Origin of the sequence: Jiangella mangrovi, assembly GCF_014204975.1 — a bacterium.
Lineage (GTDB): Bacteria > Actinomycetota > Actinomycetes > Jiangellales > Jiangellaceae > Jiangella > Jiangella mangrovi.
In genome coordinates this window covers 3,786,248-3,802,012 of record NZ_JACHMM010000001.1, presented here as the reverse complement: position 1 = coordinate 3,802,012, position 15,765 = coordinate 3,786,248, and the positions used below count along the sequence as shown (strand labels likewise).

Annotated in this window: 9 protein-coding genes; 2 read left to right on the top strand and 7 right to left on the bottom strand. The window is 71.4% G+C overall.

The window, feature by feature from the left end; all coding sequences use genetic code 11:
* Positions 1 to 315: 315 nt before the first annotated feature.
* Entirely contained in the window at positions 316 to 5,850 is a 5,535-nt protein-coding gene (locus HD601_RS17535) for a peroxidase family protein (RefSeq protein WP_221441073.1), read from the top strand.
* Between the two features lie 67 nt (positions 5,851 to 5,917).
* Here the strand turns inward: HD601_RS17535 and HD601_RS17530 are convergent, their stop codons facing one another.
* The 5 genes from HD601_RS17530 to HD601_RS17510 all read right to left on the bottom strand — a co-directional run bounded on the left by HD601_RS17530 (position 5,918) and on the right by HD601_RS17510 (position 11,894).
* A complete protein-coding gene (locus HD601_RS17530; protein ID WP_184823953.1) occupies positions 5,918 to 6,097 on the bottom strand; it encodes a hypothetical protein in 180 nt (59 codons plus the stop codon).
* A gap of 277 nt (positions 6,098 to 6,374) precedes the next feature.
* A complete protein-coding gene (locus HD601_RS17525; RefSeq protein ID WP_184823951.1) occupies positions 6,375 to 7,733 on the bottom strand; it encodes a hypothetical protein in 1,359 nt (452 codons plus the stop codon).
* A gap of 75 nt (positions 7,734 to 7,808) precedes the next feature.
* Positions 7,809 to 8,711 (bottom strand): PPK2 family polyphosphate kinase, encoded by a 903-nt coding sequence (locus tag HD601_RS17520; RefSeq protein ID WP_184823949.1) that lies wholly within the window; start codon positions 8,709 to 8,711, stop codon positions 7,809 to 7,811.
* A gap of 5 nt (positions 8,712 to 8,716) precedes the next feature.
* The gene (locus tag HD601_RS17515; RefSeq protein WP_184823947.1) at positions 8,717 to 11,461 is read right to left on the bottom strand and encodes a cation-translocating P-type ATPase; all 2,745 of its coding nucleotides are present in this window, start codon (positions 11,459 to 11,461) and stop codon (positions 8,717 to 8,719) included.
* Positions 11,462 to 11,477: 16 nt separating this feature from the next.
* Complete coding sequence (locus tag HD601_RS17510) at positions 11,478 to 11,894, bottom strand: DUF7144 family membrane protein (RefSeq protein ID WP_184823945.1); 417 nt, start codon at positions 11,892 to 11,894, stop codon at positions 11,478 to 11,480.
* A gap of 96 nt (positions 11,895 to 11,990) precedes the next feature.
* Between HD601_RS17510 and HD601_RS17505 the strand changes: the two genes are divergently transcribed.
* A complete protein-coding gene (locus tag HD601_RS17505; protein ID WP_221441072.1) occupies positions 11,991 to 13,076 on the top strand; it encodes a DNA glycosylase AlkZ-like family protein in 1,086 nt (361 codons plus the stop codon).
* A gap of 227 nt (positions 13,077 to 13,303) precedes the next feature.
* On the opposite strand, the gene HD601_RS17500 is transcribed toward HD601_RS17505, so the two are convergent.
* Entirely contained in the window at positions 13,304 to 13,504 is a 201-nt protein-coding gene (locus HD601_RS17500) for a hypothetical protein (RefSeq protein WP_184823943.1), read from the bottom strand.
* 126 nt (positions 13,505 to 13,630) lie between these two features.
* Positions 13,631 to 15,643 (bottom strand): glycoside hydrolase family protein, encoded by a 2,013-nt coding sequence (locus HD601_RS17495; RefSeq protein WP_184823941.1) that lies wholly within the window; start codon positions 15,641 to 15,643, stop codon positions 13,631 to 13,633.
* Positions 15,644 to 15,765 lie beyond the last annotated feature (122 nt).

Below are 15,765 nucleotides of genomic sequence, written 5' to 3'. Positions count from 1 at the left end.
GGCGGTCGCCGACACCGGTGCGACCGCTTCGCCCGCCATTGTGGCCCAGGGGTCGGACAGCAGGAAGGCGGCGCAAAGGATTTTCTATTCCGCGCGCCGTCACGCCTCGCGACAATGCAGGCCAGAACGCATGACGGCCGAATGACAGTCCTGTTAGGAAGCTTCCCAGTGCCCGCCCCCGCGCCCGGAAGATGCTCCCGGGACGAGGGGCCCCGTCTCGCGCTACACCGCCGCTGACACCCAGCGGCACATGCCGAGCAGGTTCCAAGGGGGGAACGTCTGATGGCACGTCATCGAGCACGTCCACGCACGCGGGTGGGAACTCCACACCGACCTCGCGGCCGCCTCCGCCCCGGGCTCGCGCTCGGGGCGGCCGCCGCGGTGGTCCTGGGGTTGCTGCCGCTGGCCGGCACGGCCACCGTCGCCGGCGCCGCGCCGGAGGGGTTCGGCTTCACGCTCAACGCCGGCGACCTGCGCTTCATCCTGAGGCAGATCGAGATCGCCGAGAACCACGCCACGAAGGAAGGCCCCGACGGTGAGCCGGTGCCCGGTGAGCCGCTGCTGGGCAGCGGCCCGAACCAGGTGGCGAACCCGCTGCTGCCGTACGGCCTGCGCACCGTGGACGGCAGCTACAACAACCTGGTCGAGGACCGCGCCGGCTTCGGCGCCTCGCACGAGCTGTTCCCGCGGCTGAGCACGCCGCACTTCCGCGACGCCGAGGACGGGACCGGCTTCGGCCCGCCCGGGCCGACGTCGTACACGCAGAAGTCCGGCGTCGTCGTCGACTCCGAGCCGCGGCGGATCAGCAACCTCATCGCCGACCAGACGTCGGCCAACCCGGCGGCGGTCAAGGCCGCGACGGCGCCGCACCGCACGTTCCTGGGCGAGCCCGTGGTGCCGTGCGAGTCGACCGACCCGGACGTGCCGGAGGGCTGCATCCCGCCCGGCGAGACGCTGCCGATCCCGAACGTGAGCACGGACGTCGGCCTGTCGCCGCCGTTCAACTCGTGGTTCACGCTGTTCGGGCAGTTCTTCGACCACGGCATCGACTTCACCGTCAAGGGCGGCGGCGCCGTCGTCGTCCCGCTGCAGCCGGGCGACCAGCTGATCGCCGGCGACGACGGAGTCGAGGGCACCGCCGACGACCTGCCGCCGAACCAGCGGTTCATGGTCGTCACGCGGGCGAAGAACCAGCCGGGTCCCGACGGCGTCATGGGCACCGCCGACGACGTGCAGGAGGCGACGAACACCGACTCGCCGTGGGTGGACCAGAGCCAGACCTACGCCTCGCACCCGTCGCACCACGTCTTCCTGCGCGAGTACGAGCTCGACGACGACGGCCGCACCGTCGCGACCGGCGCGATGCTGGAGCTGGACGGCGGCATGCCCACCTGGGCGACGGTGAAGCAGCAGTCGCGTGAGCTGCTGGGCATCGACCTCACCGATGCCGACGTCGCCGACCTGCCGCTGCTGCTCACCGACCAGTACGGCCGCTACCTGCGCGGGCCGGAGCGCGGCCTGCCGCAGCTGGTCATGGCCGACGGCACCGCCGTCGAAGGCGACCTCGCCGCGCCGATCCCGACCACGGGCGCGCGGCGGATCTCCGTCGCGTTCCTCGACGACATCGCCCACACCGCGGCGCCGCGCGCGGGCCTGGTGCCCGACGCCGACTCCGACCTCACCCCGACGACGGGGGTGCAGCCGGCCGGCACGTACGACGACGAGATGCTGGACGCGCACTACATCGGCGGTGACGGACGGCTCAACGAGAACATCGGCCTCACCGCGGTGCACCAGGTGTTCCACTCCGAGCACAACCGGCTGGCCGAGTACATCAAGGAGCTCATCGTCGCCGAGGACGTCGACGTCGAGGAGTGGCAGCTCGAGAACGGCGACTGGAACGGCGAGCGGATCTTCCAGGCCGCGCGGTTCGTCACCGAGATGGAGTACCAGCACATCGTGTTCGAGGACTTCGCGCGCACGGTGCAGCCGGGGATCAACCCGTTCAACGTGTTCACGCAGTCCGACACGGCCATCAACCCGGCGGTGACGGCGGAGTTCGCGCACGCCGTCTACCGGTTCGGCCACTCGATGCTGACCGACACCATCTCGCGCACCCGCGCGGACGGCACGGTCGACGACATCTCGCTGCTCGAGGGCTTCCTCAACCCGCCCGCGTACACCAACGGCGGCACGATCAGCCCGGCCGAGGCGGCCGGCAGCATCGCGATGGGCATGACCGACCAGGCCGGCGCGGAGATCGACGAGTTCGTCACCGAGACGCTGCGCAACAACCTGCTCGGCCTGCCGCTCGACCTCGCGTCGATCAACCTGACGCGGGCCCGCGAGGCCGGCATCCCGTCGCTGAACGCGTTCCGGCGGGAGCTCTACGAAGAGACGCAGGAGAGCTCGCTGCGTCCGTACAGCGACTGGGTCGACTTCGGGCAGAGCCTGAAGCACCTGGACTCCGTCGTGAACTTCATGGCCGCCTACGGCACGCACCCGAGCATCGTGGCCGCGGCCACGAACGACGAGAAGCGGGCCGCGGCGCAGCTGCTGTTCGACAACGACCCGGCGCTGAACCCGGCGACGCCGGCCGACGCCTACGACTTCGTCAACGGGGTCGGCGCGTGGGCCAGCGAGGACGGCGTCACCACCACCGGCGTCGACGGCATCGACCTGTGGATCGGCGGGCTGGCGGAGTCGACCGTCACGTTCGGCGGCATGCTCGGCTCGACCTTCAACTACGTGTTCGAGCGCCAGCTCACCGACCTGCAGGACGGCGACCGGCTCTACTACCTGTCCCGCACGGCCGGGTTGAACCTGCGCACGCAGCTCGAGGGCAACTCGTTCGCCGAGATGGTCATGCGGAACACGACGGCGCAGGGCCTGAAGGCGCACGTGTTCAGCGTCGCCGACTGCGAGTTCGACCTGGCCAACCTGCAGGGCAGCGGCAACACCGTCGCCGACGACCCGTTGTCGGAGTGCGACGAGTCGAGGGTCCTGTACCGGATGGCCGACGGCACGATCCGCTACCGGCAGTCGAACACCGTCGACCCGCCGGGGCTGAACGCGCAGAGCACCTACAACGGCACGCCCGGCAACGACCGCATGTGGGGTGGCGTCGACGACGACACCTTCTGGGGCAACGACGGCGACGACACCATCGAGGGCAGCGACGGCATCGACACCGCCCTGGGTGGCCGCGGCGACGACGTCATCACCGACTCCGCGGGCGACGACGTGCACAAGGGCGGGCCGGGCAACGACGCCATCGACACCGGTCCCGGCCTGGACATCATCATGTCCGGCGACGGGCACGACTTCACCAACGGCGGCCTCAACGCCAACGAGACCTTCGCCGGCGAGGGCAACGACTTCGTGGTGGCCGGCGGCGGTGCCGACACCGTCTTCGGCGGCGGCGGGCACGACTGGCAGGAGGGCGGCAACGGCAACGACCTGCTCCAGGGCGACAGCGGCGCGCCGTTCTTCGACGACATCAACGCGCCGGGCGACGACGTCCTCATCGGCGGCAGCAACGAGGACGACTACGACGCCGAGGGCGGCGACGACATCATGGTCGCCGGCGCCGGCATCGAGCGGAACCACGGCGCGCGCGGCTTCGACTGGGTCACGCACGCCCGCGAGCCGGTCGCGGCCGACTCCGACCTGACGATCAACGTCCTGGACGGGCCGCCCGCCCTGGCCGACCGGTTCCTCCTCACCGAGGCGCTGTCCGGGTGGGACAAGAACGACGTCCTGCGCGGCGACGACCTCGTCCCGTACGAGGCGGACACCGAGCTCGAGGCGCCGTGGGGGTCGAATGTCCTGACGCCCGAGGGCATCGAGAAGATCGACGGGCTGGCCGAGATCGTCGACGGCCACACCGAGTGCCGCGTCGAGCCCGGCACCGAGGACGACCCGCACGAGGTCTGCGGCTTCGGCGCCGGCAACATCCTGCTCGGTGGCGGCGGCAGCGACCTGCTCGAGGGCCGCGGCGCCGACGACCTCATCGACGGCGACGCCTGGGTGAACCACCGGCTCAGCGTCCGGACCGACCCGGCCGACCCGGCCACCGAGGTCCGCAGCGCGACGCAGCTGTCGCAGCTGTCCGCCGATGTGTTCAGGCGGATCATCGACCCGGCCGACATCGTCATCGTCAAGGAGGTCCTCACCGCGGGCCCGGACGGCATCGACACCGCCGTGTTCTCCGGGCCGCTGGCCGACTACGACGTCGACAACACCGGGCCGGCGCTCACCGTCACGCACGCGCGCAACATCGTGTGCTGCGACGAGCAGGGCGACCCGATGGGCGACGGCACCGACACCATCACCAACGTCGAGCGGCTGCAGTTCGCCGACCAGGTCGTCGAGGTCTCCGACATCCCGACCAACGCTCCGCCGGAGGGCACGGTGACGCTGAGCGACACCACGCCCACGGAGAACCAGGAGCTCACGGCGACGCGTGACTTCACCGACGCCGACGGGATCGACGAGGCCACCGTCGTGCTCACCTGGCAGGCCGAGCTCGACAGCGTCTGGACCGGCGTCGGGACCGGGGCGACGTTCACCCCGTCGGACGACCAGGTCGGCGCCCCGCTGCGGGTCGTCGTCACCTACACCGACGGCGACGGCGTGGTCGAGAGCGTCACCTCGGCCGCGACGGCCGCCGTGGCGAACGTCAACGACGTCCCGACCGGCGTCCCGGCGATCCTCGACATCACCCCGCAGGAGGACGTGGCGAGCACCGTCTCGACCGCCCTCATCGCCGACGGCGACGGGCTGCCGGCCACGCTGGACGTGCGCTGGCAGGCCAGCACGACGCCGACGAACAACACCTACGCCGACATCGCGGGCGCGACCGGCACCACGTTCACGCCCACGCAGGCGCAGGTGAACCGCAAGCTGCGCGCCGTCGTCACCTACACCGACGGCAACGGCACCGCCGAGAGCATCGCGTCCGCGCCCACCGGCGTGGTCGGCGACCTGTTCATCGGCAGCGGCGCGCCGGAGACGTGGACCGGCACCGCCGGCGACGACCGGGCCTACGGGCGCGGCGGCAACGACACGCTCAACGGCGGCAGCGGCGACGACGTCATCGCCGGCGAGACCGGGAACGACATCGTCAACGGCGGCGCCGGCGACGACACGTTCCAGGTCACCGGGACGGCGCACGGCTGGGACTCCGTCACGGGCGCGGCCGGCACCGACCGCGTGGTGGCGACCACCGCCGGCACGCTGATCGGGCTGGCGTCGGTCGCGAGCGTCGAAGAGGTGTCCGCCGAACCGGTCCCGGGCGGCGGGGTGCTGGAGAACGTGGAGGTCAACGGGTCGAACTCGGCGAACACGCTGTCGTTCGCGCCCGTCACCCTCACCGGCATCGTCCACGTCGACGGGCTCGGCGGCGACGACTCCGTCACGGGCAACGCCGCCGACGACGTGCTCCGCGGCGGGGCCGCCAACGACACCGTCAACGGCGCGGGCGGGAACGACGCGCTGCACGGTGACGCCGGGGCGGACACGCTGAACGGTGCGGCCGGCGACGACGTGCTCGAGGGCGGCGCGGGCAACGACGCGCTGGTGCCGGGTCCCGGGTTCGACGTGCTGGCCTACGGGACGGGCACGGTCAACGTCGACACCGTCACCGGGTTCGACGCGAACCCGAACGGGGGCGGGCAGGACCTGATCGACCTGTCCGCGCGCGGGATCACCCCGGCGACGTTCGGCAGCTCGGTGACGATCACGCAGGGCGCCGGCTTCGTCCAGGTCCAGGTCGGCGCCGGGAACCAGATCAGGTTGACGGGGCTGACGGCCGCCACGGTCACCCAGGCGGACTTCGTCCTCGACTGATCGCACGAGACCCCCACTGAGGGGCCCCCAGGCCGGTGCGGGGTGTCACGGCACCCCGCACCGGCATCTAGCCGTGGATCTCGGCGATCTCGGACCGGTCCGTCCCCGAGCCGGAGCCGCTCTGCAGCAGGGCCAGGCTGCCCGCGATGAGCAGGACGCTGACCATGAGGAGGGCCAGCAGGCTCCGCTCGGCACCCGGCATGATGAGCCGGCGCCGCAGCTCGCTGAGGACGTGGTGTCCGGCCACGGGAAGGTCCTTCCGTCCGCTTCGGGGGTCGACGAGCAACCTGTCACTACCCGCTCGCCGGCCCTCGAAACGGGTCCATCGCATGACCTGAGGCGGCCGCCCGGGAGCGCCCGCAGGTCGAGCGCTGCAGCGACGTCGGCAGGCGACCAGGGTCGCTTCCTGCGCGAGAAGTTCGGCCGCTCCGAGCTCGACCTCTGACGCCCGCTTTCCATGATCATCAAGGATTCACCACACCATAGGGGGTCGGATCCTTGATGATCATGGAGAGCCGGCGGACTCAGGCGGAGAACCAGCCGCCGACGATCGCGTCGTGCCAGTCGGTGATGACGGCGGGAGCGATGCCCAGCGGGAGGTCGCCGTCCTCGCCCCACATCTTGTGGGTGCCGCCCAGGTACCGGGTCAGCGCGTACTTGGGCCGCGGCTCGATCGCCTCGAACATCGGGACGATGACCTCGGCGTAGACCTCGGGGCTGTGGTCGCGACTGGCGCCGGAGATGCCGGTCAGGGTCGGCGGCAGCGGCTTGACGTCCGGGCCGCTGAGCGGCTCGGTGTAGCCGACGAACCGGTCGACCAGGGCCTGGGTGCCCGCGGCGTCGAGTCCCAGGCGCTCCGCCGACACCTCAGCGGCGGCGACGAGGGACGTCCGGATGTTGTGGGTGATGAGGTACTCGCACTTGAACCGGGGCCGGACGGTCTGCTCGGCCCACTCGTCGAGGATCTCCTCCATCAGCCAGGGCAGCCGCATCAGGGCCGACGGTCCCTCCTTGGCCAGCGCCTCGGGGCCGCGGTATCGGGCGTGGTCGCGCCAGGTGCGGATGTAGAGGTCGTTGAAGAGGTCGTAGCGCTCCTTGGCTGGCGCCGCGGTCCGGTCGTAGCCCTGCACCTTGCCGGTCGGCGCCCACGCGAACTTCGCCGCGTTGATGTAGCCGAACGGCGAGGCCTCGGCCGCCAGGTTGCCGGAGCAGTTCGGGATCCGCTGCGACAGCATCGACACGATGGGGCCGCCGGTCGAGTGCCCGTGGACGTAGACGGCGTACTCGGACTCGGGGAGGTGCCGGCGGGCGGCCTCGATCATGCCGACCTCCATGGCCGCCGGCCAGGCCGCCATGCGGTGGTAGAACCGGGTGCCGGGCTTCGCGCGGGCCAGGGTGCGGGTGCCGTCGCGCAGCCGCTGCTTCTGGTCCTTGATGATGTCGTAGTCGTCGGGCGAGACGAACTCGCCGTCCTGCCAGATCGGGGTGCGGACGGTGCCGTCCGGGTGGATGGTGTCGCCCGGCCAGTCGCGGCTGGCGTCCGGCAGGTACAGCCGCCCGGGGAACGTGGGCAGGACGACCTTCCAGCCCAGCTTGCCGACGAGCAGCTCGGCGAGCGGCACCAGCTGGCGCCAGTCGTCCTCGCCGCCGTGCAGGAACAGCCCGCCCACCTTCTTGCCGTCGGCGTCGACGGGGATCTGCTCGGGCCGCGTGGGCTCGAAGACGCGCACGCCGATGTCCCACTGCAGGCCCAGGGCCTCGACGGTGAAGACGTCCTCGCGTTCACTGAACGGGACGTCCTCGCGTCCGAGCAGTGCGTCCGTCGCCGCGACCATGTCCGGTCGTTCGACGAACTCTCGCGGCATCCACACGGTTTGCGTCATCGTCGAAGGCTCCCGTCGGCAGGACCGTCACGTTCCACAATCCGTATATCATGTCATGTATCTACGTGGCGAGAGCTACTCCGATTCGAGCACCTTGCGGGCGCGCAGGTTGGCCTCGTGGGCGCCGGGCGAGACGGTCGGCCAGCTCAGGTCCAGGCTCTCGATGGTCTCCAGCACGACGGCGGCGACCAGCGCCTGAGTGACGCTCTTCTGGTCGGCCGGCACGACGTACCAGGGCGCCCACTCCGTCGACGTCGCGGACAGGGCCGCCTCGTACGCGGCCTGGTAGTCCTCCCACAGGGCCCGCTCGGCGACGTCGGCGGCGTTGAACTTCCACTCCTTGTTCGGATTGTCGAGGCGGGCCATGAACCGGCGGTGCTGCTCGTCCTTCGAGACGTGCAGGTAGAACTTGACGATCTTCGTCCCGTTGCGGTCCAGGTGCCGTTCGAAGGCGTTGATGTCCTCGTACCGATCAGCCCAGAAGCCCGGCCCGCGGTCCCTCGACGGCAGTTTCTGCGCGTCCAGCCAGTCCGGGTGCACGCGCAGCGCGATGACCTCCTCGTAGTGCGACCGGTTGAAGATCCCGATGCGGCCGCGCTCGGGCACCGCCCGGGCGATCCGCCACAGGTACGTGTGGTCCAGTTCCTCGGCCGACGGCTTGCGGAAGCCGACCACGTCGACCCCCTGCGGGTTGACGCCGGACATGACGTGCTCGATCGCCGAGTCCTTCCCCGCGGCGTCCATGGCCTGGAAGACGACGAGCAGCGCGTACCGGTCGCTGGCCCACAGCAGCTCCTGGGCGTCGGACAGCTGCGACACGCCCTCCTTCAGCAGCGCCCGCGCCGCCGTGTCCAGCTGCGGCTCGGTCAGCACACCGAGCTCACCGCCGGCCGACCAGCGGGTGTCGCGCTCGGCCAGCCCGGCCGGCCGCCCCGGCCGCACGCGGAGCCCGTCGACGATCCGGCCGCGTCTGTCCATGGTGCTCACCTCTCGACCCGCGCCGCAGTCTTCGGACGGCGGCGGATGATCAGCTTCTCGACCTCGGCCAGCACCAGGTAGCCCAGCGGCGCCAGCAGGCAGATCCCCCACTGCGTCGCCGTCAGCTCGACGGTGTCGAACAGGCGCTGCAGGCCGGAGATCGCGGTGACGATGAACGTCAGCGCGATCGTGATGAGCACCAGCCGGACGAACCGGCCGTTCGAGAGCGTGTCCCGGCTGAAGATCGTCCGCGCCGGGTCGCGCCACTCCACCGCCGCCACGATGTGCAGCAGCGACATGGCGACGAGGCCCATCGTCGTCGCGACCGCCAGCGAGTACTGGTCCTCCCCCACGGCGACGACCACCAGCGCGCCGATCGCGATCAGCAGACCGTCGAGCCCGAGCCGCACGCCCAGCGCCGGACGGATCACCGGCTCGTCCGGCGGGCGCGGACGGCGGTCCATCAACCCCGGCGTCGGCTCGTCGAACCCGAGCCCGATCGCCAGCAGCACGTCGATGGCGAAGTTGATCCACAGGATCTGCAACGGCAGCAGCGGCGTGCCGTCGGCGATGGTGAAGATGCCGGCGCCGAGGAAGGTCAGGATGAACCCCGCCAGCATGATCATCTGGACGCGCACGTACTTCATCAGGTTGTCGTAGAGCCCGCGCCCGCCCTCGACGGCGGTGACGATCGTCGCGAAGTTGTCGTCGGTGAGGATCATCTCCGCCGCGTCCTTGGTCACCTCGGTGCCGGTGATCCCCATGGCCACGCCGATGTCGGCCCGGGTCAGCGCCGGGGCGTCGTTGACGCCGTCGCCGGTCATCGCGACGACGTTCCCCTGCTTCTTCAGCACGCCGACCAGGCGCACCTTGTCCTCGGGCGCGACCCGGGCGACGACGCCGATGCTGCCGACCTCGCGGTCCAGCCGGTCGTCGGAGAGCGCGGCGAACTCGGTGCCCGTCATCGCCCGGCCCTCGATGCCCAGCTGCCCGGCGATCGCGGCCGCCGTCGTCGCGTGGTCGCCGGTGATCATGCGGACGCGGATGCCGGCCCGCTTGCACTCGGCGATCGCGTCCCGGGCCTCCTTGCGCGGCGGGTCGACGATGCCGACGAGCGCCAGGAACTCGAGGTCGGCCACGGTGCCCAGCAGGTCCGACGTGGCGTCGAAGTCGATCCGCTCGAGGTCGCGCCGGGCCACCGCCAGCACCCGCATGCCCTCGCCGGCCAGCCGGTCGTTCTCGGCCAGCACCTTCCCCGTCCCCGCCGCGCTGTCGACCAGCGGCTGCGAGGTCCCGTCGCCGGCCAGGTACCGGGTCGACCGCGCCAGCAGCACGTCCGGCGCGCCCTTGACCAGGCACCGGACGAATCGCCGGCCGCCCTCCTGCAGCTCGTGGAACGTCGCCATCAGCTTGTACTCGGCGTCGAACGGGACCTCGGCCAGCCGCGGGACGGCGCGCCGGGTCTCCTCGACGTCCAGCCCGCCCTTCTCGGCCAGCACGACCAGCGCGCCCTCCGTCGGGTCGCCGATGCAGGCGCCGTCGCGGATCACCGCGTCGTTCGCCAGCGCCATGGGCAGCAGGAACGGCTCCAGCGCGGCGTCGCCGGACCCGGCCACCCGCATGATCCGGCCCTGCGTCGAGTAGCCCTCGCCGTCGACGTCGAACCGGCGGCCGGCCACGACCAGCGCCCGCGCCGTCATCTGGTTGAGCGTCAGCGTGCCGGTCTTGTCCGAGCAGATCGCCGACGTCGACCCCAGCGTCTCGACCGAGCGCAGCCGCTTGACGATCGCGCCCTTGCCGGCGAGCTGCTGCGTGCCCATCGAGAGCAGCATGGTGACGACGGCGGGCAGCCCGGTCGGGATCGCGGCGATGGCCAGGCTGATGCCGACGAGGAACAGCGAGTCGAAGTCCTCGCCGCGGGCCAGCCCCAGTAGGATGATCGCGACCAGCGCACCGGCGGCCATGATCGTGATGAGGACGGTCAGCTGGTCCAGCTGCTTGGTGAGCGGCGTCTTCTCCTGCTCGACGCCGCTGAGCATGCCGGAGATGTGCCCGACCTCGGTGCCCATGCCGGTCGCGGTGACGACCATCTCGCCGCGCCCGCGGGTGACCTGCGAGTTCATGTACGCCATGTCGACGCGGTCGCCCAGCGGGACGTTGACGCCGTCGACCGGGTCGATGCTCTTCAGGACCGGGGTGCTCTCCCCCGTCAGCCCGGCCTCCTCGATCTCCAGCGTCGCCGCCACCAGGATCCGGCCGTCGGCGGGCACCTTGTCACCGGCCTCGAAGCTCACGACGTCGCCCGGCACCAGCTCCTCGGCGGGGATCTCCTGCACCTGGCCGTCGCGGCGCACGCTCGCCGTCATGATCAGCATCTTGCTGAGCGCGGCGACGCTCTCGGCGGCCTTGCCCTCCTGGTGCAGTCCCATGATCGCGTTGACCACCGTCAGGCCCAGGACCGCCAGCCCGGTGCCGAACTCCTGCAGCGCGACCATGCTGACGATCGCCGCGCCGACCAGGACAAGCTGCATGAGGTCGCGGTACTGGCGCAGGAACGCCTTCCAGCCGGGCTCCTTCGCGGCCTGGGCCAGCCGGTTCGGCCCGTACCTCGCGCGCCGCTCGGCGACCTCGCCCGCCGTCAGGCCGGTGCCGGGGTCCACCTCCAGCCGGCGGAGGGCGTCGTTCGCCGAGAGCCGGAACCACTCCGTCCGGTCCTCGGCCGGAGTGGGCGGTGCCACCGTCGTGCTCATCTCAGCCTCCCCGCGGTCAGCGGACGAAGACCCCGGAGCGGACGATCGCCCAGATGACGAACACGCACAGCGCGATGATCACCAGCGACCACACCGGGTAGTGCGGCAGGAACAGGAAGTTCGCGATCGCGGCCAGGGCGGCGAGGGCGATCCCGACGCCGCCCGCGACCGGGCTCCCGCTGAACAGCGCGAACCCCGCGATCATCAGCAGGATCCCGGCGATGAGGTGGATCCAGGCCCACGCGGTCACGTCGAGGTCCAGCGAGTAGTCCGGCACCGTCGCGTAGAAGTCGTCGTCGAGCAGACCGGCCAGGCCCTCGAGCGCCTGGAACGCGCCGAGCAGGACCATCATCGTCGCCGCGAAGACCAGCCCGGCCGCGGCCCACGAGTCTCTCCGGCTCGGCCGTTCGTAGATCGATCCGTGCTGGGCCATGACGCCTCCCCGGTCGGTCTCGGGCTCATGGTGGTCCGGCGCCCGGCGAGCGGGCCTCACCCGGCCGGGGTGAACCGCGGTCTTAGGGTGGGCGGCGTGACGGTGCACGAGCTGAGCCGCGAGGAGGCGCGCCGCATCTCCGTCCGTGCCCAGCTGTTGGACGCCTCGCGCCCGGACGACCTGTTCGACGTCGTCCGCACCCTCGCCTTCCTGTACTACGACCCCAACGCCGCCGTCGCGCCCGCCGCCGAGCTCATCGTGTGGAGCCGGCTCGGCTCGGAGTTCGACCCCACGACGCTCGCGGACGCGCTGGCCGAGCAGCGGCTGGTGGAGCTGCGCGGCGTCATCCGCCCCATCGAGGACGTCGCCCTGTACCGGGCCGAGATGCTCGCCTGGGACACCCCGGCGCCGGGCGAGCCGGAGTGGCGGCAGAGCCTGCGCGACTGGGTCGACGACAACGACGGGTTCCGGCTCGACCTGCTCGAACAGCTACGCGCCGACGGGCCGCTGCGCTCGCGCGACCTGCCCGACACCAGCGTGCGATCGTGGCGGTCGACCGGCTGGACCAACAACCGCAACGTCCGGCAGATGCTGGAGCTCCTGGTGGCGCGCGGCGAGGTGGCGCTGCACGGCCGCGCCAACGGCGACCCGCTCTTCGACCTCGCCGAACGCGTCTACCCCGACGCCGTCGTCCCGGCCGCGTCGGCGCTGCGGATGCGCGACGAGCGGCGGCTGCGGGCGCTCGGTCTGGTGCGGCCGCGGGCGCTCGAGTCGCCCGACGAGCCCGTGGGCGAGCCGGCCGTCGTCGACGGCGTCCGCGGCCGGTGGCGGGTCGACCCGGCCCAACCCGGGCGGCCGTTCGCGGGCCGGGCGGCGTTGCTGTCGCCGTTCGACCGGCTGGTCTACGACCGCAAGCGGCTGGCCGAGCTGTTCGAGTACGAGTACCTGCTCGAGATGTACAAGCCCGCCGCCGCGCGCCGGTGGGGGTACTTCGCGCTGCCGGTGCTCTACGGCGACCGCCTGGTCGGCAAGCTCGACGCGACCGCCGACCGGCGGGCCGGCGTCCTGCGCATCGACGCGCTGCACGAGGACGTCGACTTCACGCCGCAGATGAGCGAGGCCGTCGACCGTGAGATCGACGACCTCGCCACCTGGCTCGGGTTGATCCCCATCCGCCGCTGACGCTTCGGGATGGCTGAGGGAAAGGTGTCGCCCCAGCGACACTGATCCCTCACCCATCGCGATGAGTGAGCACCTACTGGCGCCAGAGCGCCACCAGACGCTCACTCACACACCGCACGATCGCGCCCGAACACGCAGCGATGGTCGCCGAATGCGGATCCGTCGGGAGGGAGTTCTCCCCGCCAGAGCAAGGAGAACTCCCTCCCCACAACGGTGCTGGCCCGGCGTCAGGCCGGGTCGGCGCTGAAGCGCCGCTCGGCGGCGTCGTACTCGGTCACGCGCACGCGCACGGTCGAGCCGGCGTCGGCCCGCGCATCGCGGGCGAGACCGGGCACGCCGGAGTCGGTCACCACGAGCAGCCCGAAGGGTGCGACGGTCGTGACAGTCGCGGCGATCTCGTCACCCGCGGCCGGGAGGGTTCCGGTCATGTGGCTCGCCCCCTCTCCTGCATCAGGGTGAGTCGGACGGCCGGGGCAGCGCCCGGCCGTCCTTCCCTTCGCCGTGGCGGGTGCGCGGGCCGGGCTCCCGCCCGGACCTCACGCACCCGACCCTCGTCACGACACCCAGTACGAGTACAGGACGACGTTGACCAGGTGGAAGCGGAACTTCACCTCCTGGCCCGCCAGGGTCGCCAGCCGCGCCCGGCCGCGCCACTTCACCGACGCGTCCAGCCGGTCGCCGATGACGGGGATCATGTCGGCGGCCGTGAATCCGGGGATCGGCGTGCCGTCGGCCGCCAGCACCTCGATCTGGAGGCTGCCGCCGTCGTGCACCACCGCGTTGACGTGCAGGTCGGAGCCGTCGAAGACGACCGGCTTGGTGGTGACCTCACCGGCGTCGCCGAGGCCGGGCAGTGAGGCGTTGGACATCGAGGCGAAGCCGTCGCGGCGCCACGTCGCCAGGCCGACCTGGCCGAAGTGCTCCTCGCGGTTCGGGTCGTCGGAGTCGGCGCCGCCGTGGCCGTTCTGGAAGCCGGCGTAGTACATCGAGATCGTCGAGTCGTCGACCAGGATGTTCGAGGCCGTGTAGAGGGCGCCGTCGTCCCAGGCGCCGCCGCGGCTGGGCTCGAGGATCGGGTCGCGCACCGGCCGCTCCCAGCGCAGCAGGTCGCGCGACGACGCGAGCTGCGGCAGCACCGGGCCGTCGGCCGCCGACGCGTACTCGCCGGAGGTGTAGTCGGTGGTGAGGAAGACCCACGGGACGCCGATGTAGGTGCTCTCGTACGGCAGGACGGGCATGCCGTAGATCTGCCCCTCGACCCCGCCGATCGCCTCGGCCGCGCCGTCGTCGGCGGAGTCGCCCATAACGGCGAGCTGCGGGGTTGTCCAGGTCTCGAGGTCGGGGCTGGTCGAGATGAACGCGGCCCGCTCGTAGATGCCCGGCGTGCGCGCCGTGAACATGCGCTTCTTGATGGTCGCGATGTACAGCCGCTGCTTCGGGTCCCACGCGGTCTGCACGACGTCGCCGTCGTTCAGCAGGTGCTCGGCCCGCAGCGGCGTCCAGTCGTACCCGTTGGGCGAGATCCAGCCGTAGTAGCCGTTACCGCCCGGCACGCTCGGCGCCGGCTGCGTCTTCATGGTGAAGTAGCGGCGGTCGGCCGGGGCGTCGGGGTTGTAGACGACGTGCGCCCCGCTGCCGGCCAGGACGATGTTCGTCTGCGACGCCGGGATGTCCTTGTAGCCGACGCCCGACACCGTCGAGCGGCCCACCGGCTTGTCCCAGGTCAGGCCGTCCTCGCTCTCGGCGTAGCAGAGGTGGTAGTTCGGCGCCTGGTCGTTGTAGCACGTGTACCACATGCGGTACAGCCCGTCGATCACGTAGACCGAGCCGTAGGTGTAGCTGCTCGCCTCCCACGGCTGGTCCGGACGGAGCACCGGCCGCTCGCGCTTGTCGCCCGGGTGGACGACGCGCTCGACGTCGTGGGCGGACTCGATGCGGTAGTCGTCGAGGAAGAGTTCGCGCTCGGTCCCCAGGGCCGGATCGTACGACGGCGGCGCCGCGGTCAGCACGGCCTCGTCCCAGTAGGAGATGCCGGCGGCGGCCTGCGAGCCGTAGATGTGCGCCGTCACGTGCGCGGTGTTCGCCGGGGCGACGCCGGTGACGGAGACCTCCTGCCAGTCCGTGCTGAACTCCGGCTCGACGTTCGTCACGCCGATGCGGTTGCGGTCGAAGTCCCAGAACTCCAGGTACAGCCAGGCCGGCGTGCCGCTGCGGCCCTTCAGGTTCACGGTCAGCGTGTACTCGTCGCCGGCCGTGGCGACGATCCGCTCGCTGCGCACCGACACCGACGTGCCGGCGACGTCGTTGATCTCCAGCGAGCCGAGCCCGGCCGTGCGGTACGCGCCGAGGTTGACGACGTTGGCGCCGTCGGCGTTGCCCTCCACACCCCAGCCGAGCGGGTGGCCGCTGCGGTCGCCGGCGTCGAACGCGCCGTTCTGCAGCAGCAGGCCGGGCTTGCCGACGACGGGCTGCGGCAGCGGCTGCGCCGACACCAGCAGGGTGGACGAGAGGGCGACGGCGGCGACGACGGCGCCGGCTGTGGCGGCCGTGCGGGTCCATCGAGACATGGCGACTCCCATGATCCGGGGGGTGGAGACGGCATTCCGCAGCGAACACGGGCCGACGTTTCATGTCAATAGACAGATCATGACGAACGTGGTCTTGACCGCCGATACCGGATTGATCTACC